20 protein-coding genes and 1 other annotated feature are annotated in these 25,804 nt (G+C 37.3%); of the genes, 15 read left to right on the top strand and 5 right to left on the bottom strand.

Features of this window, described 5'->3' with window-relative positions; all coding sequences use genetic code 11:
* Positions 1-12: 12 nt before the first annotated feature.
* Complete coding sequence (gene msrA, locus D569_RS0118860; protein WP_018933993.1) at positions 13-540, bottom strand: peptide-methionine (S)-S-oxide reductase MsrA; 528 nt, start codon at positions 538-540, stop codon at positions 13-15.
* A 97-nt stretch (positions 541-637) separates the two neighbouring features.
* Here msrA and D569_RS0118855 point away from each other — a divergent pair, with 97 nt between their 5' ends.
* Positions 638-1,534: a 5'-3' exonuclease gene (locus D569_RS0118855; RefSeq protein ID WP_018933992.1), complete on the top strand. Its 897-nt coding sequence runs from the start codon at positions 638-640 to the stop codon at positions 1,532-1,534.
* A 64-nt stretch (positions 1,535-1,598) separates the two neighbouring features.
* On the opposite strand, the gene gltC is transcribed toward D569_RS0118855, so the two are convergent.
* Positions 1,599-2,501, bottom strand: a complete 903-nt coding sequence (gene gltC / locus D569_RS0118850) for a glutamate biosynthesis transcriptional regulator GltC (protein ID WP_018933991.1) — start codon at positions 2,499-2,501, stop codon at positions 1,599-1,601.
* A gap of 127 nt (positions 2,502-2,628) precedes the next feature.
* Here gltC and gltB point away from each other — a divergent pair, with 127 nt between their 5' ends.
* Both gltB and D569_RS0118840 read left to right on the top strand, forming a co-directional pair.
* Entirely contained in the window at positions 2,629-7,182 is a 4,554-nt protein-coding gene (gltB, locus tag D569_RS0118845) for a glutamate synthase large subunit (RefSeq protein ID WP_018933990.1), read from the top strand.
* 16 nt (positions 7,183-7,198) lie between these two features.
* A complete protein-coding gene (locus D569_RS0118840; protein ID WP_018933989.1) occupies positions 7,199-8,695 on the top strand; it encodes a glutamate synthase subunit beta in 1,497 nt (498 codons plus the stop codon).
* Positions 8,696-9,360: 665 nt separating this feature from the next.
* On the opposite strand, the gene D569_RS0118835 is transcribed toward D569_RS0118840, so the two are convergent.
* On the bottom strand, positions 9,361-10,092 hold the full coding sequence (locus tag D569_RS0118835; protein WP_018933988.1) for a CBS domain-containing protein: 732 nt from the start codon (positions 10,090-10,092) through the stop codon (positions 9,361-9,363).
* A 135-nt stretch (positions 10,093-10,227) separates the two neighbouring features.
* On the opposite strand from D569_RS0118835, the gene D569_RS0118830 reads away from it, so the two are divergent.
* The 5 genes from D569_RS0118830 (at position 10,228) to D569_RS0118810 (ending at position 15,774) form a co-directional block, all read left to right on the top strand.
* Positions 10,228-11,304, top strand: coding sequence for a branched-chain amino acid aminotransferase (locus tag D569_RS0118830; protein WP_018933987.1), 1,077 nt, complete (start codon positions 10,228-10,230; stop codon positions 11,302-11,304).
* A gap of 45 nt (positions 11,305-11,349) precedes the next feature.
* Positions 11,350-11,568 (top strand) — a binding site (T-box leader).
* Positions 11,569-11,680: 112 nt separating this feature from the next.
* The gene (proB, locus tag D569_RS0118825) at positions 11,681-12,808 is read left to right on the top strand and encodes a glutamate 5-kinase (protein WP_018933986.1); all 1,128 of its coding nucleotides are present in this window, start codon (positions 11,681-11,683) and stop codon (positions 12,806-12,808) included.
* Positions 12,801-14,045 carry a glutamate-5-semialdehyde dehydrogenase gene (locus D569_RS0118820; RefSeq protein WP_018933985.1) on the top strand — a complete coding sequence of 415 codons (1,245 nt, stop codon included), beginning with the start codon at positions 12,801-12,803 and terminating at the stop codon, positions 14,043-14,045. The genes proB and D569_RS0118820 overlap by 8 nt, the downstream gene beginning before the upstream one ends.
* A gap of 75 nt (positions 14,046-14,120) precedes the next feature.
* Positions 14,121-15,044 carry a manganese-dependent inorganic pyrophosphatase gene (locus tag D569_RS0118815; protein ID WP_018933984.1) on the top strand — a complete coding sequence of 308 codons (924 nt, stop codon included), beginning with the start codon at positions 14,121-14,123 and terminating at the stop codon, positions 15,042-15,044.
* 334 nt (positions 15,045-15,378) lie between these two features.
* Positions 15,379-15,774 carry a GyrI-like domain-containing protein gene (locus D569_RS0118810; RefSeq protein ID WP_018933983.1) on the top strand — a complete coding sequence of 132 codons (396 nt, stop codon included), beginning with the start codon at positions 15,379-15,381 and terminating at the stop codon, positions 15,772-15,774.
* A gap of 162 nt (positions 15,775-15,936) precedes the next feature.
* On the opposite strand, the gene xylE is transcribed toward D569_RS0118810, so the two are convergent.
* Positions 15,937-17,316: a D-xylose transporter XylE gene (gene xylE / locus D569_RS0118805; protein ID WP_018933982.1), complete on the bottom strand. Its 1,380-nt coding sequence runs from the start codon at positions 17,314-17,316 to the stop codon at positions 15,937-15,939.
* A gap of 197 nt (positions 17,317-17,513) precedes the next feature.
* Between xylE and D569_RS0118800 the strand changes: the two genes are divergently transcribed.
* The 3 genes from D569_RS0118800 (at position 17,514) to D569_RS0118790 (ending at position 19,105) form a co-directional block, all read left to right on the top strand.
* Positions 17,514-18,290, top strand: coding sequence for a class I SAM-dependent methyltransferase (locus tag D569_RS0118800; protein ID WP_018933981.1), 777 nt, complete (start codon positions 17,514-17,516; stop codon positions 18,288-18,290).
* Positions 18,291-18,369: 79 nt separating this feature from the next.
* Positions 18,370-18,771 carry a VOC family protein gene (locus D569_RS0118795; RefSeq protein ID WP_018933980.1) on the top strand — a complete coding sequence of 134 codons (402 nt, stop codon included), beginning with the start codon at positions 18,370-18,372 and terminating at the stop codon, positions 18,769-18,771.
* Complete coding sequence (locus D569_RS0118790; RefSeq protein WP_018933979.1) at positions 18,761-19,105, top strand: VOC family protein; 345 nt, start codon at positions 18,761-18,763, stop codon at positions 19,103-19,105. Before D569_RS0118795 ends, D569_RS0118790 begins: the two co-directional genes overlap by 11 nt.
* A 67-nt stretch (positions 19,106-19,172) precedes the next feature.
* On the opposite strand, the gene D569_RS23170 is transcribed toward D569_RS0118790, so the two are convergent.
* A complete protein-coding gene (locus D569_RS23170; RefSeq protein WP_156823008.1) occupies positions 19,173-19,697 on the bottom strand; it encodes a DUF6944 family repetitive protein in 525 nt (174 codons plus the stop codon).
* Between the two features lie 170 nt (positions 19,698-19,867).
* On the opposite strand from D569_RS23170, the gene D569_RS0118780 reads away from it, so the two are divergent.
* The 4 genes from D569_RS0118780 to D569_RS0118760 all read left to right on the top strand — a co-directional run bounded on the left by D569_RS0118780 (position 19,868) and on the right by D569_RS0118760 (position 25,706).
* Positions 19,868-21,877, top strand: a complete 2,010-nt coding sequence (locus tag D569_RS0118780; RefSeq protein ID WP_018933977.1) for a beta-galactosidase — start codon at positions 19,868-19,870, stop codon at positions 21,875-21,877.
* 90 nt (positions 21,878-21,967) lie between these two features.
* On the top strand, positions 21,968-23,227 hold the full coding sequence (ilvA, locus tag D569_RS0118775; RefSeq protein WP_018933976.1) for a threonine ammonia-lyase IlvA: 1,260 nt from the start codon (positions 21,968-21,970) through the stop codon (positions 23,225-23,227).
* 112 nt (positions 23,228-23,339) lie between these two features.
* Positions 23,340-24,320: an AraC family transcriptional regulator gene (locus tag D569_RS0118770; protein WP_018933975.1), complete on the top strand. Its 981-nt coding sequence runs from the start codon at positions 23,340-23,342 to the stop codon at positions 24,318-24,320.
* Positions 24,321-24,848: 528 nt separating this feature from the next.
* Positions 24,849-25,706, top strand: coding sequence for an MBL fold metallo-hydrolase (locus D569_RS0118760; RefSeq protein WP_018933974.1), 858 nt, complete (start codon positions 24,849-24,851; stop codon positions 25,704-25,706).
* The last annotated feature ends 98 nt before the right edge of the window (positions 25,707-25,804 follow it).

The following is a 25,804-nucleotide window of genomic DNA, read 5'->3' as shown; positions in this document are numbered from 1 at the left end:
TGCTCTTTTTGCTTATTCCCAATGTTTCTCTATAAACTCATCTCTACCTGATTTATCACGATCTTCTAGGTATTCTTCTTCATTCTTCTTATAAAAGTCTTGATGATATTCCTCCGCCGGGTAAAACGTACTGGCGGGTAAAATTTTCGTAACGATCTCTTTTTGGAATCGGTTTGAATTTTCTAATTCCTTTAAAGAATGGACAGCTAATACTTTCTGTTCATCGTTATGGTAGAAAATCGCTGTTCGATACTGTGGACCTCTGTCATGAAATTGTCCACCATCATCGGTTGGATCGATCTGAGGCCAGTATAAGTCTAAGATTTGTTGATAAGATATTTTCTCAGGTTCATAGGTGATTTGAACAGCCTCATAATGTCCTGATGTACCGGTTTTCACTTCTTCATATGATGGGTGATCCACGTGGCCCCCAGTGTAACCTGAAATGACACTTTCGACACCATCCCATTGATCAAAAGGCTTGACCATACACCAGAAACAGCCTCCAGCAAACGTGGCCTTTTCCAATTTTTTCTCCATGTTTGTTTCTCCTTTATCTTGCAAAATGCTCTTGTAGCATTTAATATACAAGTTATATTAATAGAAGTAAATCAATTAAACTTAAAGGGTGAATAAAATGACAGATAGATCACACGTCCTTATTGTAGATGGAATGGCATTATTATTTAGAGGATTTTTTGCAACAGCATTTACCGGTAATTTTATGGTCAATAGTAAAGGCGTTCCAAGAAATGGATTGTTTGGTTTCTTGAATTATTTTACCAATGCGATAGAAACCTTCCAACCAACACATGTTGTTTGCTGTTGGGACATGGGAAGTCAAACATTTCGTAATGAATTGTATGATGGATATAAATCAAACCGTGATGCACCTCCAGAAGAGCTTGTACCGCAGTTTGACTTGGCAAAAGATATTGTGACAGCATTTCAAGTTCCGAATGTAGGAGTTACTGGATTTGAAGCGGACGACTGTATTGGTACACTTGCCAAACAACTGCACAAAGAACATCAAGTGACAGTCGTAACGGGTGATCAGGATCTGTTACAATTAGTAGATCATAACATTCATATTGCTATCATGAAAAAAGGACAAGGCAATTATGATGTCTTTCATGCCGATAACTTCTATGAGAAGAAGGGATTGACTCCTAAACAAATTATCGATCTAAAAGGATTGATGGGCGATTCATCTGATAACTATCCAGGTGTAAAAGGTGTAGGGGAGAAGACTGCTTTAAAATTATTAATGCAATATGAAACAATTGATAACTTGTTAGCAGATAAAGAGAATTTAACTAAAGGCATACAGAAGAAATTGGAGCAATACGCAGAAGACCTAGCAATTTCTCGTAAATTAGCAGCTATTCATACCGAAGTACCGCTGACCTTTTCTATAGAAACAGCATTATGGAGCGATGATTTAACCAATATTCGCTCTTATCTAATCGATGAGTTAGAATTCCAGAACCCTGGACGTTGGTTGGATAAATTATGGGAAAGAGCTACCGGATAAAAACCTCAATAATATACATTTAGCAGAGCTAGCCATAAAGCTAGCTCTTTTACTCGATATCTACTTATTGAAACCTCTGTAAAATCGAGAAGAATTCCTTTATAAATTCATAGAAAACTTGTTCAGATGGAGCAAGTTTTCTGTTCTTGGGAATAATAATGCCAACCGTACGTTTTAACTCAGGGTTCTGGATGGCAACTTTTGCGCTGTAGTACGGATTTAAATCATTGAATGCACTTTCCGGTAATAAGGTAATCCCTATACCCGCTGCAACCAACCCCTTGATTGCATCTAAATCTTCCCCTTGAGATGATACATTTGGTGTAAATCCTGCTTGTTTACATCCGTCGATAACGAGTTGGTGTAAAACAAAACCTTCAGGGAATAAAACAAAACTTTCATCATGTAAATCGCGTAAATTCACACTGCTCTGTTCAGCTAAAGGGTGTGAATTGGGTACTAATGCATAAAAATTTTCTCTAAATAAGATATCTCCTAAAATATCAGGATGCTCTGTCGGAACAGGACCTAAAAAAGCGACATCAATTTCGCGGTTTTCCACCGATTCAATTAAAAAATTATATGAACCTTGTCGCAATTGAAATCCGATTTTAGGGTGTTTTTTCTTGAATTCAGAAACTACAGTAGGTAACAAGTTACTGGCTAGACTGGTTGGAAAACCAATTTTAATCGAGCCTCTTTCTGGATCGATATATTCATCGATTTGTTTCTTTGCGTGATCAATCGCTTTTAATGCCGTTTTGGTATGGGTCAGAAATATCCTTCCTATATGGGTTAAACGCACATTTCTGCCTTCTCTTTCAAATAGTTCGACTCCAAGCTCTGCTTCTAGGTTAGCTATTTGTCTACTAATTGCAGACTGGGCTACATGCAATTCTGCTGCCGCATCAGAGACGTGTTCCCGCTCTGCGACTTCAACAAAATAGCGTAATTGACGTAATTCCACTCGATTCACCTCATGATATATATCAGAATTAGAACAATGTTATGTTTATTATATATTGTTTCGATCAATAAGAAAACCTACAATAGTATTAGACACCTTAAAAGTATATTGAATGGGGGCGACATATATGACGTATCGCGACTTGCCTAGTGCCCAAGGGTTATACAATCCGGAGTTTGAACATGACGCTTGTGGTATTGGATTATATGCGCATATAAAAGGGAAACAAACACACGAGATCGTAAAAAAAGGTTTAGACATGTTATGCAAATTAGAGCACCGAGGTGGACAAGGGAGCGATCCACTGACAGGTGACGGATCTGGTTTAATGGTACAGATCCCTGATAAATATTTTAGAAGAGAATGTAAAGACTTTCAACTACCAACTGTTGGACGTTACGGAGTTGGTATGTTGTTCTTATCTCAAGATGAAAATGAACAAAAACTAGCAATCGAAAAAATTAATCAATTAATCGAACAAGAAGGACAAAAAATAATCGGCTGGAGAGATGTACCAACTGATCCTTCCCACATTGGTAAAGGGGCGGTTGAAACATTACCAACTGTACATCAGGTTTTCATTGAAGCAGCAGATGAAATAGAAGACGATTTAGCCTTCGAAAGAAAATTATATATTATTCGCAAACAAGCTGAGAATTGGGCGAATCAAAAAGAAATTCGTTTTTATTTTCCGAGTTTGTCAAATAGAACAATTGTTTATAAAGGTTTATTAACACCTGATCAAGTAGATAAATTTTATTTAGATTTACAAGATGAAGAATTTGTCTCTGCTTTCTCACTTGTACACTCTCGTTTCAGTACTAATACATTCCCATCCTGGGAAAGAGCTCACCCGAACCGTTATCTCATTCATAACGGTGAGATTAATACAATGCGAGGTAACGTAAACTGGATGCGTGCAAGAGAGAAGCAATTTGTATCAGAAGCATTTGGTGATGATTTAGATAAAGTATTACCAATTATTAATGGTGGTGGAAGTGACTCTGCCACATTAGATAATGCATTGGAATTCTTCACTTTAGCAGGTCGTAAGCCAGCACATGCTGCGATGATGCTAATTCCTGAACCATGGGAGAAAAACCCACACATGGATGAGAAGAAACGTGCTTTCTATCAATATCACAGTATGATGATGGAGCCATGGGATGGTCCAACTTCGATTACTTTTACAAACGGGAAACAAATTGGAGCAATCTTGGATCGTAATGGTCTTCGTCCGGCACGTTATTATGTAACGAAAGACGATTATATTATTTATTCTTCAGAAGTTGGTGTTATCGACTATGAAGAAGAAAATGTGTTATTAAAAGAACGTCTGAGCCCTGGTAAAATGTTGCTTATTGATATTGAAGAAGGGCGTATCATATCTGATAAAGAAATTAAAGAAGAGGTTGCAAGTGCTCATCCATACCAAGACTGGTTAGATGATCAGATTGTACCGTTAGAAGTAGAAGCGAAAAACGATGATTATATCGATCCACAACTGCTTCAGAAACAAAAAGCATTTGGTTATACAACAGAAGATGTCGAGAAATATCTCCTCCCTTTACTAGAGGGCGGAAAAGATCCAATTGGTGCAATGGGGAACGATATGCCATTAGCGGTATTATCTGAACGTCCACAAAGTTTGTTTAACTATTTCAAACAATTGTTTGCCCAAGTAACAAATCCACCAATTGATGCTTATCGTGAGCAACTCGTGACATCAATGTTGACATGGTTAGGTGCTGAGGGAGATATCCTTCATCCAGCTAAAACAAAATCAAGCAGAATTCGTCTAGATTCACCAATTTTATCTAATACACAAATTGAAAAGTTAGCGAATAATGAAATAGAAGGATTCCAGTCAGAAGTTATCGAAACATTATTTACAGATGATATGGAAAAAGCCCTTCACAATGTGTATGAACAAGCGAAGAAAGCAATTGAAGCTGGAAGCAATATCATTATTTTAAGCGATAAGAATATGGATCCGAACCAAAAGGCTATCCCAACACTTCTCGCAGTTAGCGGTTTGCACCAGTATCTAGTGCGAGAAGGTATTCGTACGCAAGCAAGTATCATTGCTCAATCAGGTGAAGCTCGAGAAGTTCATCACTTTGCTACGATGTTAGGATACGGTGTAGATGCCATTCATCCATACCTCGTGTATCAAACGTATTACACGTCTATTTTGGATGATCGTTTAAATATGACGCTTGCAGAGGTACAAGATAAATTTATTAGTGTAGCAACAGAAGGCATCATTAAAGTTATGTCGAAAATAGGTATCTCTACTGTCCAAAGTTATCGTGGTGCGCAAATCTTTGAAGCTGTAGGTATTAGTAAAAAGGTAATTGAAGAGCATTTTACCGGTACAGCATCACAGATTGATGGCATTGGTTTAGACGTTATCCAAGAAGAGACGGAAAAACGTCATAATGAAGCATATAAAGCTGCAGTTCAAGAATCGCTTGAGTCAGGAAGTGATTTCCAATGGCGTAAAGTAGGCGAACACCATGCCTTTAACCCAACTACTATTTATACGTTACAGTGGGCTTGCCGTCGTGGTGATTATGATCTATTCAAGAAATTCTCTAAAGCTGCTAACGAAGAGCGTATCGGCTTTTTACGTAACCTGTTTGATTTTAAGAAAGACAATAGTATCCCGATCGAAGAAGTGGAACCAGTTGAATCTATTGTCAAACGTTTCAAAACAGGTGCAATGTCCTTCGGTTCCATCAGTAAAGAAGCACATGAAGCTCTTGCCATTGCCATGAACCGTTTAGGCGGTAAAAGTAATAGTGGGGAAGGCGGGGAAGACCCTGATCGTTTTAGTAGAGATGAAAACGGAGACTTGCGTTCCAGTGCGATTAAGCAGGTAGCATCTGGACGTTTCGGAGCCAAAAGTCATTATCTTGTTAACGCAAAAGAATTACAGATTAAAATGGCACAAGGTGCAAAGCCTGGTGAAGGTGGACAATTACCTGGTATGAAGGTTTATCCATGGGTAGCAGATGTTCGTGGTTCAACTCCAGGTGTAGACTTAATTTCACCTCCACCACACCATGATATTTATTCCATCGAGGATTTAGCACAATTAATTCACGATTTAAAGAATGCTAACCGTGATGCAAGAGTTAGTGTCAAGCTCGTAGCAAAATCTGGTGTTGGAACGATTGCTGCAGGTGTTGCCAAAGGTAATGCAGATGTTATTTCTGTTGTTGGTTATGATGGTGGTACAGGTGCTTCACCAAAAACAAGTATTAAACATGCAGGCTTACCATGGGAATTAGGTCTTGCAGAAGCTCATCAAACCTTAATGCTAAACGGACTGAGAGATAGAGTTATTTTAGAAACGGATGGGAAATTGTTAACAGGTAAAGATGTCGTGATGGCTGCATTATTAGGTGCAGAAGAGTATGGATTCGCAACAGCACCATTAGTTGTTGTCGGATGTGTGATGATGCGTGTATGCCATAATGATACATGTCCAGTAGGGGTTGCGACACAAAATCCAGAGTTACGTAAGAAATTTACTGGTAACCCTGATCATGTCGTTAATTATATGACATTTATCGCAGAAGAAGTTCGTGAAATTATGGCTGAATTAGGTTTCCGAACTATTGATGAAATGGTTGGAAGAACAGATGTATTAGAAGTTTCCGAACGTGCAGAAGCACACTGGAAAGCTAAACACTTAGATCTATCTACACTCCTTTACCAACCTGAAGGAACACGTATTAATACAACAACACAAGATCATGAATTAGATAAATCATTAGATTTGAAACAGATTTTACCGACTGTACAAAAAGCAATTGATACAGGGGAAGCATTAGAAGCATCCTTCCCGATAAAAAATACCGATCGTGTTGTAGGTACGATTGTCGGAAGTGAGATTTCTAAGAAATATGGTGAAAGGGGTCTACCAGAAGATACGATTAATCTACACTTTACTGGATCAGCAGGTCAAAGTTTTGGTGCCTTTATTCCTTCAGGTATGACATTAACCGTAACAGGAGATGCCAATGATTATGTTGGTAAAGGCTTATCAGGTGGTAAAGTAATTGTTCGCGCTTCTGAGAAAACAACGATCGATCCAGGAAATAATGTTATTGCAGGTAACGTATCATTCTATGGTGCGACAAGTGGTGAAGCCTATATCCAGGGCTACGCCGGAGAACGTTTTGCTGTAAGAAATAGTGGAGCGAAAATCGTTGTAGAAGGTGTGGGAGACCATGGATGTGAATATATGACAGGTGGTCGCGTAGTGATTCTCGGAAATGTAGGTAAAAACTTTGCTGCTGGTATGTCTGGTGGTATTGCCTATGTGAAACCAGACAATATTGCCCAATTTAAACGACTATGTAATACGGAATTAGTACAATTTGAAGAATTAACAGATGCTAAAGAGGTCGAAGAAGTAAAAGAACTAATTATGAACCATCACGAATATACAAATAGTGATAAAGCAGCAGTATCGTTGCAAAACTGGGAAGATGAAGTGAAGAAATTCGTGAAAGTAATCCCAACAGACTATAAACTAATGCTAAAGCAAATTGATTGGTTTGAATCTCAAGGCTTATCAGTGGACGAAGCTAGACTTGAAGCATTTACAGCGAAAAAAGACAATAAAATGACAGTGACTTTAAATCCGGAAGAAGTATTGACTAAATAGAAAGGAGACAGATGATATGGGGAAAGCAACAGGTTTTATGGAGTTTGAAAGACAAACGGCAAATGAACGAGATCCATTAGAAAGAATTCATGATTGGAAAGAATATTCTGCTCCTTTCTCTGATGAAGTAGCAAAAACTCAAGGAGCACGCTGTATGGATTGTGGTACACCATTCTGTCACATCGGGATGGATATTGATGGGGCAACATCAGGTTGTCCTATCTACAATCTGATCCCAGAGTGGAATGATTTGGTGTATAAAGGAAAGTGGAGAGAGGCTTTAGATCGTTTAATGAAAACAAATAACTTTCCTGAATTTACTGGAAGAGTATGTCCGGCTCCATGTGAAGGGTCTTGTACGGTTGCTATCAATGATCCTGCCGTAACTATCAAAAATATTGAACAAAAGATAATTGATAAAGGTTTTGAAGAAGGATGGATAGAACCGCGTGTTCCGGAGCATCGCACTGGAAAGAAAGTTGCCATTGTCGGTTCCGGACCAGCTGGTTTAGCTGCAGCAGACCAATTGAATCAAGCGGGACATAGTGTAACAGTTTATGAACGCGCTGATCGCGCTGGGGGTCTCTTAACGTACGGAATTCCAAACATGAAATTAGATAAAGGGGTAGTAGAACGCCGAGTTCAATTACTTCGTGATGAAGGTATTGAATTTATGCTAAATACAGAAGTAGGTAAAGATATTTCTGCTGAAGAAATGAAAGCAAATTATGACTCTGTGATTTTATGTACAGGTGCACAGAAACATCGAGATCTTCCTATTGAAGGTCGTGAAGGTAAAGGTGTACGTTTTGCTATGGACTATTTAACCAAAGCAACTCAAAAAGTATTAGATGAAAGTGTCGAAGTGGAAGAAGAACTAGATGCCAAAGGTAAAGACGTTATTGTTATTGGTGGTGGGGATACGGGTGCTGACTGTATCGCTACAGCACTTCGTCAAGGTGCAAATAGTATTGCACAATTCGGTAAACACCCGCAATTGCCAATGAAACGTTCAGAAGAAAACCAATGGCCAGCATACCCACAAGTATTCAGCTTAGAATATGCACACAAAGAAGCAAAAGAATACTATGGTGAAGATATTCGTCAATATTCTATTCAAACGAAGAAATTTGTGACAGATGAGAATGGCAAATTGAAAGAATTACACACAGTAGAAATGAAGAAAACTCGTGATGAGAATGGTATGTTTGTATATGAAGAAATTCCAGGTACAGAAAAAGTTTGGCCTGCACAATTAGTATTAATTGCTATCGGTTTTGAAGGTGCAGAACACCCAGTACTAGAAGCGTTTAATGTAAAAACAGAGCGTAACCGTGTAGATGCCGCTTATGGTGATTTCCGTACAAATGTAGAGCATGTATTTGCTGCAGGAGATTCACGTCGTGGTCAAAGCCTTATCGTATGGGCAATTAATGAAGGACGTGAAGTAGCATACCATGTTGATCAATATTTAATGGGCGAAACTGCCTTACCATCTGTTGCAAATATGTAAGAGAACCGAAAAACCTACGAATTGTCGTAGGTTTTTCTTTATGCCTTTTCTAAAGAGGCCTGCATATTAACCAAAGAAAAAACTCTTAATTTACACAATAGATATATACCGCGAATTAGTAAAAATTTTGTGGAGTGAAGCTTTCTTCCATTCCTTCCATAAGGAGTGCTGGGATACCGCTCCGGCAGAATACTGCGCTTTCCGTGGGCTCGGCTTCAGCTAACTTTGCAAAGAAAACCACTTTGCAAAGTGGATCTTCAGCTCTCGCTGTCCCGCAGGAGTCTCCGTATTCTGCCTACGCTAATTTTACTTTTCTGATTGTTGTAAGAATAGAACACTAGGGGTGGTATTCTTAGGATTTCCTGTCACTTATTCAGAAAACGATTCTAAGCTGCGGAAAAATGCGACACTCCTGGGGGAAGAGCGCGAGTCGAAGATCCACTTGGTGAAGTGGTTTTCTTCACCAAGTTAGCTGAGGCCGTGCCCCCGGAAAGGGAGTATTTTTCCGCAGCGACGATCATCCACTCATCTAAATTCAGTACGGAAGAGAGCAAATCTATGTCCAGTTACTTCGCAGTTTATGGAAACTACGACAGTTTATCTGCTATTTTAGTAACATTTACTTAGCCGTAATCCTTTGGTTTGATCAGACACTGCCTGATGTATTAGGTGTGTTTAAGCAGTGGGAAGTAGTATGTTTTCAGTCGGATTAGATCCCATGAGGAGATGATTCCTATTGGTGGCTCTGCTGCTGTACCAGTTTCCGTGATTATGATTGCTTCTATTTTTTTATTTTTTTCTAAATATTCTCTGAATATTGCTTCAATATCCATTACAGTAGCACTTTTTGCTACAATCTTTGTATGTTCTTTCTTCTCAATTTGAAATATCTCTCCAATAGGTTGATATAATTCAATTTTTAATTGATCAATATTTGCAGCAAACCAATTTGCAATATCCCCATCTGTCAACATTCCAATTAATTTATCCTCTTGATAGATGGGATACTGTGAGTATTCTTTTTCTTGCATTTTCGCCATTAATTTCTTTATTGGTGAACTAAAATCAAAATACTCGACTGGTCTGGAAGCAATGGACAAGGCAGTTGGTGGTTCAGCTAGTAAGTCTGCCAATTGCTCCAATTCCTTGACCACATCTTCATGTGGTTCTGCAATATAGAAGTCCTCCTTGATTTTCCGATGTACCATAGCATTTCGCAGTTTACTGCATTGTTTTAATAAATCATAATATTGATCAATGACATGATGTTGGACTCTCGCTTTTGTCAATACTTCTGTAAATGATGCATGATTGTTATGTTCATTTGCATAATCACATAATTTATCATGTATTTGGTTAAAAGCAGCTTCAAACCGTTCGGAAAGTTCATAACCCATGATAATACTCCTTTAATTGTTAGAAAATTTTCAAAATAAATGGTTGTCATTTCTAGTCGTTTAGTAATAAAATATAGATTATAGGTTATTTTACCGAAATATTATTGAATTCATTCAAACGAGGAGTCTTTTTTTATGTCAGAGTATACCATTACTTATATCAAAAACGAAAAGCCAAAAGAAAAGCCAAAATCAGATCAACTATCTTTCGGAAAATATTTTACCGATCATATGTTTATTCAAGACTATAATGCAGACAAGGGCTGGCATAATCCGCGTATAGTACCGTACCAACCACTTGTACTTGATCCGGCAGCTATTGTTTTCCATTATGGTCAAACGGTATTTGAAGGGTTGAAAGCATATCGTACCAAAAGGGATAAAATTCAGTTATTCCGCCCAGATAAGAATATGGAACGCTTAAATCGATCCAATGATAGATTGTGTATCCCGAGAATTGATGAAGAATATGCTATCGATGCAATCAAACATTTGGTTCATATCGATCAAGAATGGGTACCAGATGCCCCTGGAACATCTCTTTACATTAGACCATTCATTATTTCTACCGAGCCGTATTTAGGTGTAGCTCCATCTGCTACATACCAGTTTATTGTGATTTTATCACCAGTTGGTGCTTACTATGAAGAAGGTATTAATCCTGTGAAAATCGCAGTAGAAAATCAATTTGTTCGTGCGGTAAAAGGCGGTACAGGTGAAGCAAAAACTGCCGGTAACTATGCATCTAGCTTGAAGGCCCAGGAACAGGTAGCTGATGAAGGATATGCGCAAGTATTATGGTTGGATGGTGTTGAGAAGAAATATATTGAAGAAGTTGGCAGTATGAACGTATTCTTTAAAATAAATGGTGAAGTCGTAACACCAGCGCTCAACGGAAGTATCTTAGAGGGGGTTACAAGAAACTCTGTTATTCAATTATTGAAGTATTGGGAGATTCCGGTCGTGGAGCGCAAGATCTCCATGGAAGAGCTATATGAACACTATCAAAATGGAGAATTAGAAGAAGCGTTTGGTTCAGGTACTGCTGCTGTTATTTCTCCAGTAGGAGAGCTTGCATGGGAAGGTAAGAAAATGGAAATCAATAACGGAAAAACGGGAGAAATTGCTAAACGTCTATATGATACATTAACAGGTATTCAATATGGATCCGAAAAAGATCCATTTAATTGGACTGTAAAAGTGAACTATTAATACTTGAGATTTGTGTAACTATTTTCTATAATAGCTTTAGAATAAGTAAAAGTAATGACTAGAGCCAGTAGTTAGGAATATGGTGACAAGAGAGTGGAATTCACAGGCTGAAAAATTCCATCACCCGCTATACTAATGAACCTACTCTATGAACTGTTAAGCATAAACTTAACCGTTACTCTGCGTTAAAGAGTTAAGTGGAACATATTACTCAATTGTTCAACCAAAGGTGGTACCGCGGAAATGGCTCTTTTCGTCCTTTACGATATGAAGGATGAAAAGGGCTTTTTTAGTTCTAGACTTAGACAATATTTTAAGGTGTTAGGTAAAGTGAAAAGATATTCTAACACTTTAATAAGTGAAGGCGTGAAAACTTATGGCAAAGCAGCGTATTGTAGTGAAGATCGGGAGCAGTTCATTAACGAACAAAAATGGTGGTCTTGATCTCATTAAATTAAAAGAACATACCGCAGCGATTGCAAAACTAAAAAAGCAAAACTACGAAGTAATATTAATATCGTCTGGTGCCGTGTCTGCTGGCTTCTTCGATTTAGGTTACCCGACAAGACCTGTTACTATAGCAGGAAAGCAAGCAGCAGCGGCAGTTGGTCAAGGTTTGCTGGTTCAAGCCTATACTGATGAGTTTCGAACATATAACATGGTTACTGCTCAGCTATTACTAACGAAAGACGTATTCAGTAATGAGAGACAATATAGTAATGTTTATTCGACATTGACGGAATTATTGAAACGAGATGTAATCCCGATTATTAATGAGAATGACACCGTAGCAATTGATGAATTAACGTTTGGTGATAACGACATGTTATCCGCATTAGTAAGTGGACTTGTTCATGCAGACTTCTTAGTCATGTTAACTGATATTAATGGTCTATATGACAAAAATCCAAAAACAGATCCAACAGCTAAAAAATATCATCGTCTTAAGAAATTATCAGCAGAAATTTTACAGCAAACGAAGCATGAATCGGGATCTAAATTCGGAACTGGAGGGATGAAATCCAAACTTCTAGCAGCCAAAACCGCTCTTTCACTTGGTGTCAAAGTATTTGTAGGTACCGGTGATGGCGAAGATAAATTAATCCGCATTATGCAAAACCAAGGTGATGGTACGTATATTGGTGAAGATTTAACGAATAATTACCGCAAACAGAAACAATGGATTGCTTTTCATTCTAATGTTTCAGGGAAGCTACACGTTGATAAAGGGGCAAGTGATGCCATTCTTTATCAAGGAAAAAGTTTGCTTCCTGCAGGGATAAAATGGGTAGACGGAGATTTTCCGGTTGGAGCTGTTGTCGATTTAGTTTTTGAAGATCATGTTATCGCAAAAGGGCAAGTCAATTATTCATCTGATGAATTAATTAAATTCAAGGGGGAATCGAGTCAAATTGCGATGGAACAATCTGCAAGTAATCGTCCTGAAGTCATTCATCGTGATCGACTCGTTTTATCAATAGAGGAGGCTTATAATTATGAGTGATTTAATTCAGAAAGCTAAACTAACAAATGCTACAACAACTGCTTTAGCTACTAAATCTACTGAGCAAAAGAATCAGGCTCTAAAATTGTTAGCTAATGAACTAAAAAAACAAAAGGATTATATCATGGCGGAAAATAACCGTGATATCGTTGCTGGTCGTAATAATGGCTTACATGAATCGTTAATTGATCGTCTTATTTTAAATGAAGAGCGAATTAAGGATATGGCAGATGCCTTAATCCAGTTAACCGATTTAAAGGATCCAATTGGTGAGATTATGGAAGAATGGACTCGACCAAATGGCTTAAGAATCCAAAAGGCACGTGTACCAATTGGTGTTGTCGGAATGATTTATGAAGCAAGACCAAATGTAACCATTGATGCTGCAAGTCTTTGTTTAAAAACTGGAAATGCTGTATTACTTAGAGGAAGCTCATCAGCGATTTATTCCAACACTGCTTTAGTCAAAGTGATTCATGACGCATTGAAACAATCTGACCTACCAGAAGACGCTGTACAGCTTGTCGAAGATACGAGTCGTGAGACAGCATCACAAATGTTCAAACTGAATGAATATTTAGATGTTTTAATTCCTCGTGGAGGAAAAAAATTAATAGATACGGTTGTTGCAAATGCATCAGTGCCGGTATTAGAAACAGGTGCAGGTAATTGTCATTTGTTAATCGATGAATCAGCAAACAAGGACATGGCCATTGAGATTGCGATTAATGCGAAAACACAACGACCTTCCGTATGTAATGCGATCGAAACTATTTTAGTAGAGCGTAACTGGGCTGAAAGTCATTTAGCGGCACTAATTCAAGCGTTACAGGATGCCAATGTCGAAATACATGGTGATAGTATCACAGTGTCTAAAGGTAATCATATTATCAAGGCAACAGAAGAAGACTATGAAACAGAATATTTAGATCATATCGTCGCAATCAAGGTTGTAGACTCGGTGCAAGAAGCGATTGATCATATTAATCAATATGGCACCAATCATTCCGAATCGATTATTACTGAAAACGATGAGCATGTTGTAAGGTTTATGAATGAGGTAGACGCAGCAGCTGTTTATCATAATGCATCAACAAGGTTTACCGATGGATTTGAGTTTGGATTTGGTGCAGAAATTGGTATTAGTACACAGAAATTACATGCTCGCGGTCCTATGGGCTTAGAAGCATTAACATCTACGAAATATTTATTATATGGTAACGGACAAATGAAGTAAACTATTTTTCTTTCGTCACAATTCCTGTATAATAGAGTTGGAGATAAACATTTGGTAAATAAAGGAGTATGAATCATGGCAAACACATTAATATTTGGACACAAAAACCCGGATACAGACACGATCTGTTCAGCAATTGCATATGCAGAGCTTAAACAAGCGCTAGGGGAAGATGTAGAAGCAGCTCGTTTAGGTGAAGTGAACAATGAAACACAATATGCATTGGATTATTTCAAACAAACTGCACCACGCATGGTTGAAAATGTATCAGATGAAGTTGATCAGGTGATTTTAGTGGATCATAATGAACGTCAACAAAGTGCTGATGATATCGATCGCGTACAAGTGTTGGAAGTTATTGATCATCACCGTATCGCAAACTTTGAAACAAAAGATCCTGTATATTACCGTGCAGAACCTGTTGGGTGTACAGCGACTATTCTTAACAAATTATACAAAGAACATGGTGTAGAACTGAAAAAAGAAACAGCTGGATTAATGCTTTCAGCAATTATTTCTGATTCACTTTTATTCAAATCACCAACATGTACAGATCAAGATATAGAAGCAGCGAAAGAATTGGCTGAAATCGCTGGTGTAGATGCTGAAAAGTATGGTCTTGAAATGCTAAAAGCTGGTGCTGATTTAAGTGATAAATCTGCTGAAGAATTAATTTCCATGGACGCAAAAGAATTCGATATGAATGGAAACAAAGTGGAAATTGCGCAAGTAAATACGGTTGAAGTAAATGATGTACTAGCGCTACGCGATAAAATAGAACCAGCAATTGAAAAAACAGTAGCGGACAAAGATTTAAAGCTATTCGTTTTCGTCATCACCGACATCTTGAATAATGATTCTGTAGTACTTGCAGTAGGTGAAGCAGAAGAAAAAGTAGCAGAAGCATTTGGTGTAACACTTGAAAACAAAACAGCTACATTAAAAGGTGTCGTATCACGTAAGAAACAAGTTGTTCCAAATCTACAAAATGCATTTTAATAGAGAAAAATACAGAGGTGTCAGACATTAAATAATGACTGGCACCTTTTTATTTTCTAGGAAACTATATAAACATTGGTATCACATCTTTTAGAGATTTTAATGCTATATTTTAGCACTTTTATGGGACAATAATGCAAGTTTTTAGCTCTAACCTATATTGTATAGAGCAGTACTTAGCAAAGGCTGCCAATTTCCACTCCTGTGGGAATTGTGTAGCTTCGAGCGGGTTTTGCTCAGTATTTTCTTATAATACTAATAAGATTTGTCGAAACTTATTTACGGTTTCTAACGTTATAATATTAAACACTTTTTAAAGGCTGGGTGAAAGGGTATGAAAATTAATTTACTTACTAGTATTCGAACTAATAATTTCAATGATGATCAAATGATGGAAAAAATCCAAAGTATGTGGAAGGAAGCTTATCAAAGTTTAGAAGGAAAAAGCGATACCGTGTATGGTGTATATTTTGACTATGAAAGTGACTTTAAAGGCGATTATTCGATAGGTGTAGGAATTGAAGATGCTGAAAATGGAAGCATAGTGATACCAGATCAATCGAACTATAAAGTTTTTAAAGTAGCTTCATCAGAAGAAGAAGGGATCTTAAAAACATGGCAAAAGATATGGGGATTAGAGGAATCAGGTGAGCTTGAACGTGATTATACTGTTGATTTTGAAAAGTATCTACCCAGTGGTGAAATAGAAATACATATCGCTCTTAAATAGGGGAATATTGAGCGCTTTGTTTTTATCACGATAACGCCCAGAAAACCCTACTGATTATAGTATCACATTATAAAAAGTACTGAAAAAAATGGACCTCACCTGATACTCATTAAGTATTAGGTGAGGTCCATTCAATTGAAACTAACTCTCTACCGTATAGAACTATTTCTTAAATAAAACTCTTTCCAACTCTTCCAAGGTACGTCCCTTTGTTTCAGGTACGAACTTCCATATGAAAATAGCAGAAATTAAACTCATCAAACCGTAAAAGCCATATGTCATACCGCCACTAAACTCCATCATTGCTGGATAAGTAGAGGAGATGAAGTAGTTTGCAGCCCATTGTGCAGCTACCGCTATTGCTACTGCTTGTCCACGGATTTTATTAGGGAAAATTTCAGAGATTAATACCCAAACAACAGGTCCCCAAGACATCATGAAGGAAGCAGTATAGATAATGATAAATACAAGTGTAGCGATTCCAATTATATTAGAAAAGGCTAATCCAGCTACACCGAACATACCAACAGTCATACCTAGTGAACCAATGATAAGTAGAGGTTTACGTCCGAATTTATCCACTGTTAAAATCGCAATGACAGTAAAGATTACATTCACTAATCCCATCGTAATCGTTTGTAGCATCGCCGCATCTCTTGCTGCTCCCATGCTTTCAAAGATTCTTGGAGCGTAGTAAAGGGCTACATTAATCCCAACAAACTGTTGGAAAACAGATAGTAAGACACCGATTACAATGATTGCCTTACCATATGTGAAAAGTTTTGCTTTTTTCACGTCAAAGGAGTTTTTGATTTCAAATAACGTAGCTTTTGCTGCTGTCTGATCATACAGTTTGTTCAGAATATCCATTGCGCTTTCATTTTTACCTTGGGAAACAAGGTAACGTGGTGTTTCCGGAACAGCAAATAAGGATAGTAAGAACAAAGTGGCTGGAATCGCTTCAGATAAGAACATATAACGCCAACCGATGTCGTTGATCCATTCTAGTGATTGACCTCTTGCTATTCCCCAATTCACAAAATACACAACTAACATTCCAAAAATAATGGCAAATTGGTTTAATGAAACTAAACGTCCACGAATAGATGGTGGTGCAATTTCACCAATATACATTGGCGAAACAGCAGATGCAAGACCTACACCAATACCACCAATGATTCTATAAAGGTTGAATGTTGCTAAAAGTGCAATCGAAGCTTCTCCTTGCTCGTAAAATATAAACTCAGGAAACGCTGAACCTAGTGCTGAAACTAGAAATAGAATTGCAGCAACAATCAGAGACTTTTTACGTCCTATATTTGTCGCTAATAAACCAGAGATTAAACCACCAATGATACAGCCGATTAATGCACTGGATACGGTTGCGCCATGGATAAAAGAGCTCAAATTTAATTCATCAATAAAAAACGCTTCCAAAGCTCCTTCTGCTCCAGATATAACAGCCGTGTCATATCCAAATAAGAGACCACCTAATGTAGCAACTAAAGTAATTAAAGTTATATAAACATAATTCGCTTTCATAAAATGTTGAGAGTGTTCTGCTCTCTTGCACCTCCTGATGTAATTTTTAACAAGCTTGATTGTATCAACCAAAACTTACTTTGTCAATCGAATGAACAAAGTTTAAAAATTTTAAAATAGGAATAACGCCGTTTTATTATGCTTTAAAATTAGTTATAGTATAATAAAAAAAACACAAGTAGAATAGGAAGTATCAGATGATTTTAACTACTGCAGGGCGCGCAGCACCTAAACTAATTCAAAGTGCACAACAATTATCTACTAAATATCAAATTCCCTATATAGAACGAAATGGACGTTCGATTCAACGATTAAAAGACGATTATAAAGAAGATGTCATGGTTGTTGGAAAAGATAAATTGTCTCTTTCTCCTTTAGACGAGCAAATGAATCTTTTTTTTCATCCGAATTTGGCAATGGTACGAGCAAAACGGCTGCTACGTAAAGATGAAGATCCATTTGTGAAAACAGCAAAATTGGAAAAGGGTATGTCTGTATTAGATTGTACATTAGGGTTGGCATCAGATAGTATCATAGCTAGTTTGGCGGTAGGTTCTGATGGTTTAGTAACCGGATTAGAAGGAAGTAAAGCCATTTATATCATGGTAAATGAAGGGTTACAGCATTTTATCAGCACTAATGAAAGGTTTAATATAGCCATGAGGAGAATTGAGGTGAAGCATGTTCAACATCTGGAATATTTACAACAGCAAAAACCTAATGCTTTTGATGTCGTATATTTTGACCCGATGTTTCATGAAACGATTGATGCTTCGAATGGATTAAATCTAATAAGGGCAAAGGCTTTGGAAGACGACCTTACGAATTTAGTGTTGGAAGAAGCAAAAAGAGTTGCTAGAAGTCGTGTAGTCTTGAAAGATCATTGGAAGAGTGAACGCTTTCGATACCATGGTTTTACACAATATAAACGGAAAAACGCATTATTTCATTATGGCGTTATAGAATTAGATTAAGTAAGCAAAAAATAAGAAATCGACTGGATCACTCTGTGCTATAAATAGAATTAGCTTAGAATGAGAAAGGGAGTTTTCTATGATTGATAGTACATGCCAAATCACTCTTTTTGTTCAAAATAAAGAAGAGGCAAAGACTTTTTACACGGAAAAGTTAGGTTTCATCATTCGAAATGAAACACAATTCACGGATGATTGGAGTTATTTGACAGTTGCGCCACGAGCAAATAGTGAAATCGTTATAGAGTTGGTAGAAGCGGTTACTGCCGAGGAAAAACAACTTGTAGGTAGACAAGCTGCAGATCAAATTTTACTTATGTTTAAGGTGAATGGTATTCATAACACCTATCAACATTTAAAAGCCAATGGTGTAAAATTTCAAGGTGAGCCTGTGAAAATACCAGGAGGTATAGGGGTTGTTTTTGAAGATCTGTACGGAAATAAACTAGATTTATTTGAGGAGGTTAATCATGAAAATTGAAGGGGGAAATAATATAGCTATTAAAATTCCAAAATATAAATTTGAAGAAACGGTAGCATTTTACAAAGATATTCTGGGTCTTCCGCTTAAAGGTACAGAAGCAAATTCAGTTGCTTTTGAATTTGGTGGTTCCACCCTATGGCTTGATTGTATGAAAAATTATGCACAACATGATGTATGGTTGGAACTTAAGTCAAGTCGGCTAGATGACACCTCACAATTATTTAATAAGGAGAAGGTACCGAGACGCGATGAAGTAGAGATCCATGAACATTCTGCGGGATTTTGGATATCAGATCCAGCGGGGACGATTCTCAGGATAAACCCTAAATAATATATCACTCTGATAAATTCCTGATACGTTTCATTAGGTTCCCTGTGAACATGATAAAAGTCTTGAACTATTGAATTGTTTCCGCAACCTTAGTCATAATAGCACCAGTGGCTTGAATCCAATTCCCGATAGCATTTAATTCTTCTGCTTTTGTTGTATTTTGAGTAGAAAGAGCTTGCAAACTGTTACCAATTACTTGTAGTAAATTACCAAATGCACTGTATATCACTTCCATTGTAAGCTCTTTGTGCGATTCCTCAGCAAAATTAATACTGCCTCCTAGCGCCTGAAGGATATCTCCCTGTATATTTAATAGCTGTTTTCTTTTAACGGCTACTGGCAAATGCAATGAAGCAACCTCTGTTGCATTTCCTATCGCTTGAATCTCGTTTCCTAAACTTTTTAACTCTTTTAAAGAAAATTGTTTGACCTGGAGTGCATTGCCTGTTGCTTGCATTACATTTCCTATTAAATCCAGATTCTCTTTAACTTCCGAAGTAAGCGCAATGGAAGGTGTATTTCCTATTGCAGATAATACTGTTCCAATTGCTTGTTCCCAAGACGCAAATAGCCTGTTTTGTTGTTTAATCAAAGTACTCACCATCTTCCTTCTTAGGATAGAAATAGTTTATGGAAAAATTAGCATTTTGTTTTGGCATATGAAAAAGTAGCCAATTAATATTGGTTGATTATGATAACGTTTTCTTATAAGATGTACGTATTAGTTGATACATAATGAGAATAACTGAAGGAGTGTTGAATATGGTTAAACGTATAGATGAAGTGATGCCTAGTATTGCATTTGGTGGAGATTACAATCCGGAGCAATGGGATGAAAATGTTTGGTTAGAAGATGCTAAGTTAATGCAAGAGGCTGGGGTAAACCTTGTTTCTGTAGCCATATTTAGCTGGTCCGTGCTGGAAAGAGAAGAAGGTAAGTTTGATTTTAGTTGGTTAGATAGAGTGTTAGATATTTTACACGAGCACGGAGTTGGTGTCTCTTTAGCAACAGCAACAGCCTCACCACCAGCTTGGCTGTCAAAAGAATATCCAGAGGTGTTAGCCGTACAAGAAAATGGAGTACCTTATCAAATTGGTTCTCGCCAACATTATTCACCTAATAGTAAGCGGTTTCGTTATGCAGTTAAACAATTGGTTAAGGAAATGGCCAACAGATATAAAAACCATCCTGCATTAAAAATGTGGCATATCAACAATGAATATGGCTGTCACTTAGCAGAGTGTTATAGTGATGAAAGCTTATCAGCATTTCGCGAATGGTTAAAAAATCGTTATCAGACAATAGAGAACTTAAATCAAAAATGGGGAACGAATTTCTGGAGCCAGCGCTATAATGAGTGGGATGAAATTCAATTTCCGGTTAATTTGCCTACTTTTTATAACCCTAGTCAAAAATTAGATTATAAACGCTTTATGAATGATGCTATTTTTGATTTATATAAAATAGAGAAAGAGGTATTACGAGAGATTACTCCGGATATACCGGTATTTACTAACTTTATGTATGAATTCAAGCCGTTAAATTATTTTGGGTGGGCTAAAGAAATGGATTTAGTGACATGGGATTCTTATCCAGATCCGAGAGAAGGAAAACCTTATCGACATGCGATGCACCATGATTTAATGCGCAGTCTAAAAAATGGCCAACCGTTTTACTTAATGGAGCAGGTAACATCTCATGTAAACTGGCGTGATATAAATCTGACCAAAAAACCTGGGGAAATGAGGTTGTGGAGTTATTCAACTGTAGCACGTGGTGGAGATGGTGTCATGTATTTCCAATGGCGTCAAGGAAAAGCCGGAGCAGAAAAGTTCCATGGTGCCATGGTTCCCCATTCCAATGATCCGAATAGCCGTGTTTATCAAGAGGTAAAACAATTAGGGAATGAATTAAAACAATTGAATGGACTGGCAGGAGCGCGAGGTACGGCAAAAGTTGCGATTGTTTTTGATTGGGAAAATTGGTGGGCTGTGGAGCATGAAGGAAAACCACATAACCGTTTATCTTATTTAGATCAAGTCTACCAATATTACCGCTCATTCTATGAAAAGAATATTGCGGTTGATTTTGTAGAACCAAATGGAAACTTAGCGGATTACCAATTCGTAGTGGCACCAATGTTATATATGATTCGTGACGGTGAGGAAAACAATTTCGAGCAATTTGTGAAAAACGGCGGAACATTAATAGTTAGCTTTTTCAGTGGTATTGTAGATGAACAAGACCATATCCATTTAGGAGGTTATCCTGCACCATTACGATCACTGTTAGGATTAACAGTGGAAGAATTTGCTCCAATGGCAGATGATGAAATAAATACAATCGTTGCGAATGGAGAGAAATTTACTGTCGACACTTGGGCCGATATCATTAAACTGGAAGAAGCTAAAGCAATAGCTACGTATAAAGAAAATTGGTATCAGGACAAGCCTGCAGTTACGATTCATCGATATGGACAAGGAAGCTCGATTTATGTTGGCACCAATCCATCAGATGAGTACCTTGATCAATTAATAAGCGGAATCTTACAGCAATTAGAAGTCAGGGCACCGTTAGAGGCACCAAAAAATGTAGAAATCGTAGAGCGAGTAGCAAATGATAAGACATTCTTGTTTATTCTTAACCATAATAATGACCCTGTGACGGTTGCTTTAGAAGAGGGAACAGTCTATCAGGATTGTTTACAGGGTAAGCAAGTAACTCAGTCAATCACAGTACAAAACACGGATGTAGCCATTTTAGTCTGTTAAAACAAGAAAAATAAACGAATAAAAATATTTTCTATTCCGCTTCTTTATGTTAGTATAAATCTAACAATCGAAGTAGGAAGGGTTCTAATCATGAGTACAAAAGTCAATCCAATTCAAGTGAGAGATATCATAATTGCAAATCAAGTACTAAAAGATGTAGTCGTTAAAACACCGCTGCAACGCGACACCATTTTATCTGATAAATATGATTGTAATGTTTATCTCAAGAGAGAAGACTTACAAGTTGTCCGTTCATTTAAAATTCGCGGGGCATACAATTTGATGCAAGGTTTGTCAAAAGAAGAATTAGAAAATGGAGTGGTTTGTGCTAGTGCTGGGAATCATGCACAAGGTGTTGCTTATTCCTGTAAAGCGTTGGGTGTAAAAGGTGTGATTTTTATGCCTAGTACAACACCTCGTCAAAAAGTTAACCGTGTTGAATTTTTCGGTGGTCCGTTTGTAGAAATCCGTTTAATAGGTGACACATTTGATGATTCTTTTGATCAAGCAATGGAATATTGTAACGAACATAATGCATCATTTATCCATCCGTTTAATGATACGAGAACCATTACAGGACAAGGTACCATCGGTTTGGAAATATTGGACAGCATGGAAGAGCCAATATCCCACGTCTTTATGGCTGTAGGTGGTGGTGGACTAATTTCTGGTGTCGGGTCTTACATAAGTAGTATTAGTCCAGATACAAAAATTATCGGTGTTGAACCAGAAGGCGCAGCCTCCATGAAAGCAGCACTAGCAAAAGATGAAGTGGTCAAATTAGATAAAATCGATAAATTTGTAGATGGTGCCAGTGTAAAACGTGTTGGAGATATTTCGTTTGACATTGCCAAAGATTTTATTGATGATATCGCAGTTGTTCCAGAGGGTAAGCTATGTACAACGTTATTAGATTTATATAATGAAAATGCAATCGTAGCTGAACCAGCAGGGGCGTTACCTGTATCTGCACTTGATTACTATCGTGATGAGATTAAAGGAAAAAATGTCGTATGTATCGTAAGTGGTGGAAATAATGATATCGATCGCATGCAGGAATTTAAAGAACGTTCTTTAATCTATGAAGGATTTAAGCATTATTTTATTGTGAATTTCCCTCAACGTGCCGGCGCATTACGCGAATTCATGGATGAGGTCTTAGGCAAGGATGATGACATCACCCGCTTTGAATATACGAAAAAGAACAACCGTGACAAGGGACCTGTTCTAGTAGGGATTGAACTCCAACATGCTGAAGATTATCATCAAATCATCTCTCGCATGGAGAAAAAAGGCTTTACTTACATCGAAATTAACAAAGATGAACAACTTTTCCAATTATTAATTTGACAAAAGGAAGCGACTTAGCCGCGCTTCCTTTTTTCTTAAATCCATGTATATATGACTATGAGTTATGGGGGACTGGATTGTCCCTATTTTGGTTTAAAGGGGGCAGGAGCGCTTGGATACGTTCTTATACGAGGAACTCATGAAAGAAACAGAAGAAGAGCTTGCGATATTAAAGGGAAATCAAGCAGTTAATAAAAAAATATATACAGATCTTACATCGGATTTCGTTATCCAAAGTGAAAAGTTTCTAAAAGACGACCTGATCATGATTCGTAAACACCCCAGATATATTAATTTTCCCAGACACTCTCATGATTATATTGAAATGAATTATGTCTTCCATGGTCAATTTCATCAAAAGGTAGCTGATCTGCCAATCACTTTAAAGCAAGGTGATATCCTGCTACTAAATCAACATATCGAACATGAGTTGGCTGCATGTGAAGAAAATGATATTGTAATCAACTTTATTATTCACCCAGCCTTTTTTGATTATATTCTATCTAACTTATCTACTGGATTTGTCCAGAGTCAAATGCTTTACTTTCTCATGAATAGTATTTTTGATTTTAGCCAAAAAGGTGAGTATTTATATTATCCAGTCTCTAATTCAGGTCGAATTCAAGATATTATGCAGCAATTATTAAAAGAAATGATGGAAGAATCAATCTTATCGAAGTCGAAAATTAAATTTTTAATGGGATTACTTATCATTGAGTTGATTGAACAACAAAATCAAACAAATCGAAGTACTATTCAATCCGAACAGCACGCCTTCTTAACAGAAGTATTTCGCTATATCGAAGAACACTATCAAGAAGCTAATTTACAATCATTAGCAAATCGTTTTAATCAAACGGTTTACTGGGTAAGTAAAGAGATCAAATCATTAACTAATCAAAATTTTAAAGATTTGGTTCAGCAAAAACGCCTGTTAGTAGCCAAGAACTTATTAGTGTATAGTGATTTACCAATGCAATCCATTGCAGAAGAAGTGGGTTATGAGAATATTAGCTATTTCTATCGCCTATTTAAAAAGAAATACGGAATGACGCCTAAAGCTTATAAAATGCAGTTAATCAAAGAAGATTAACTGCATTTTTTCATAACAAGCAATAAAAGTGACAGAATCTATAAACTGCAAAATAACATAAGCAAGTGCTCTCTTCCCTACAGAATTTTGATGAGTGGATAATCGTCGCTGCGGAAAAATACTCCCTTTCCGGGGGCGATCTTGAGCTAACTTTGCAAAGAAAAGCACTTTGCAAAGTGGATCTTCGGCTCGTGCTGTTCCCCCAGGAGTGTCGCATTTTTCCGCAGCTTCGAATAGTGTTCTGGAAAAAAGAGAGGGAAGTAAGCGTATATATTCTAGGAAATTATTTCCAATCCCTAATTCAGAACACTAAATGTAGCGTAGGCACTCATTATTAATCAGAATGGGAGAGAAACTCACTTTTCACCTTTCATTACTTCGCAATATGTATCATTTTAAACTTACAATTGGTCGATTTATGCCTGATTTTTTACACAGTAGATGGATCTTTTCATAGTTGTATAAATATGTTTGTGAATCAATGGAACAATAAAATGAAATCAACTATTCATTTAGGAGGATAGAAATATGGATCAAGAAATGAATTACGGAAGTGATTATCATCATATTCCTGCAACGTCCATAGGAAGTGGGATAAGCACACAAGTATTACCAGATGTACTTTGTCACACGATTCAAATTGTCAATATTATGTTGGTTGGAAATCCAGAATCAAATGACTTTGTTTTAGTAGATGCAGGGATGCCGGATTCTGCAAGTGAGATTATTTCGGTTACAGAAGAACGTTTCGGGCCTGATAGCAGACCGAAAGCTATCATACTGACGCATGGCCACTTTGACCATGTTGGAGCTGTTGTGGAACTAGTTAAGCATTGGGATATCCCTGTATATGCGCATGAGCAAGAATTACCTTTCTTAACAGGGAAAAAAGCATACCCAGAACCAGATGCTACTGTTGAAGGAGGGATGATAGCAAAAATGTCGCCCATGTTTCCCAATGAACCGATTGATTTAGGTGACCATATTGAAATGCTGCCAGTTGAAGGAACTATTCCGCATATGGACAGCTTTAAATGGATCCATACTCCCGGACACACCCCAGGACATGTTTCTCTGTTTAGAGAAGAAGACGGAACTTTATTAGTAGGAGATGCATTTGTGACCGTTAAACAGGAAGATCTTTATAAAGTACTTACACAACAACAGGAAATAAGTGGACCACCACGATATTTGACAACGGATTGGAAAGCTGCGAAACGATCAGTAGATAAATTAAATCAATTGAATCCTAAGATTGCGGTAACCGGTCATGGATTACCGATGACCGGTGAGGTATTAACGAATGGCTTAGCAAAACTAGTAAAAGAATTTGACCAAATTGCCGTCCCTGATTATGGCAAGTACGTAAACAAGCATATGCATTAAAATAATAAAATGAGAACAACAAAGCCCCTATGAGATAGATGTTTGAATTCATCTAACTCATAGGGTTTTTTACGTAGTTAAATTTTTTCTTATTCGCA

The organism is Gracilibacillus lacisalsi DSM 19029 (assembly GCF_000377765.1).
GTDB classification, from domain to species: Bacteria; Bacillota; Bacilli; order Bacillales; family Amphibacillaceae; genus Gracilibacillus; species Gracilibacillus lacisalsi.
This window is presented reverse-complemented; position numbering and strand designations above follow the sequence as displayed.

Coding starts and splice junctions, on each gene's coding strand:
- proB (WP_018933986.1), top strand. CDS start 11,681: ATGGCAAAGCAGCGTATTGTAGTGAAGATCGGGAGCAGTTCATTAACG.
- D569_RS0118855 (WP_018933992.1), top strand. CDS start 638: ATGACAGATAGATCACACGTCCTTATTGTAGATGGAATGGCATTATTA.
- D569_RS0118800 (WP_018933981.1), top strand. CDS start 17,514: ATGATTTTAACTACTGCAGGGCGCGCAGCACCTAAACTAATTCAAAGT.
- ilvA (WP_018933976.1), top strand. CDS start 21,968: ATGAGTACAAAAGTCAATCCAATTCAAGTGAGAGATATCATAATTGCA.
- msrA (WP_018933993.1), bottom strand. CDS start 540: ATGGAGAAAAAATTGGAAAAGGCCACGTTTGCTGGAGGCTGTTTCTGG.
- D569_RS0118830 (WP_018933987.1), top strand. CDS start 10,228: ATGTCAGAGTATACCATTACTTATATCAAAAACGAAAAGCCAAAAGAA.
- gltB (WP_018933990.1), top strand. CDS start 2,629: ATGACGTATCGCGACTTGCCTAGTGCCCAAGGGTTATACAATCCGGAG.
- D569_RS0118840 (WP_018933989.1), top strand. CDS start 7,199: ATGGGGAAAGCAACAGGTTTTATGGAGTTTGAAAGACAAACGGCAAAT.
- D569_RS0118760 (WP_018933974.1), top strand. CDS start 24,849: ATGGATCAAGAAATGAATTACGGAAGTGATTATCATCATATTCCTGCA.
- D569_RS0118790 (WP_018933979.1), top strand. CDS start 18,761: ATGAAAATTGAAGGGGGAAATAATATAGCTATTAAAATTCCAAAATAT.
- D569_RS0118815 (WP_018933984.1), top strand. CDS start 14,121: ATGGCAAACACATTAATATTTGGACACAAAAACCCGGATACAGACACG.
- D569_RS0118780 (WP_018933977.1), top strand. CDS start 19,868: ATGGTTAAACGTATAGATGAAGTGATGCCTAGTATTGCATTTGGTGGA.
- xylE (WP_018933982.1), bottom strand. CDS start 17,316: ATGAAAGCGAATTATGTTTATATAACTTTAATTACTTTAGTTGCTACA.
- D569_RS0118810 (WP_018933983.1), top strand. CDS start 15,379: ATGAAAATTAATTTACTTACTAGTATTCGAACTAATAATTTCAATGAT.
- D569_RS0118795 (WP_018933980.1), top strand. CDS start 18,370: ATGATTGATAGTACATGCCAAATCACTCTTTTTGTTCAAAATAAAGAA.
- D569_RS0118835 (WP_018933988.1), bottom strand. CDS start 10,092: ATGGGTTATGAACTTTCCGAACGGTTTGAAGCTGCTTTTAACCAAATA.
- D569_RS0118820 (WP_018933985.1), top strand. CDS start 12,801: ATGAGTGATTTAATTCAGAAAGCTAAACTAACAAATGCTACAACAACT.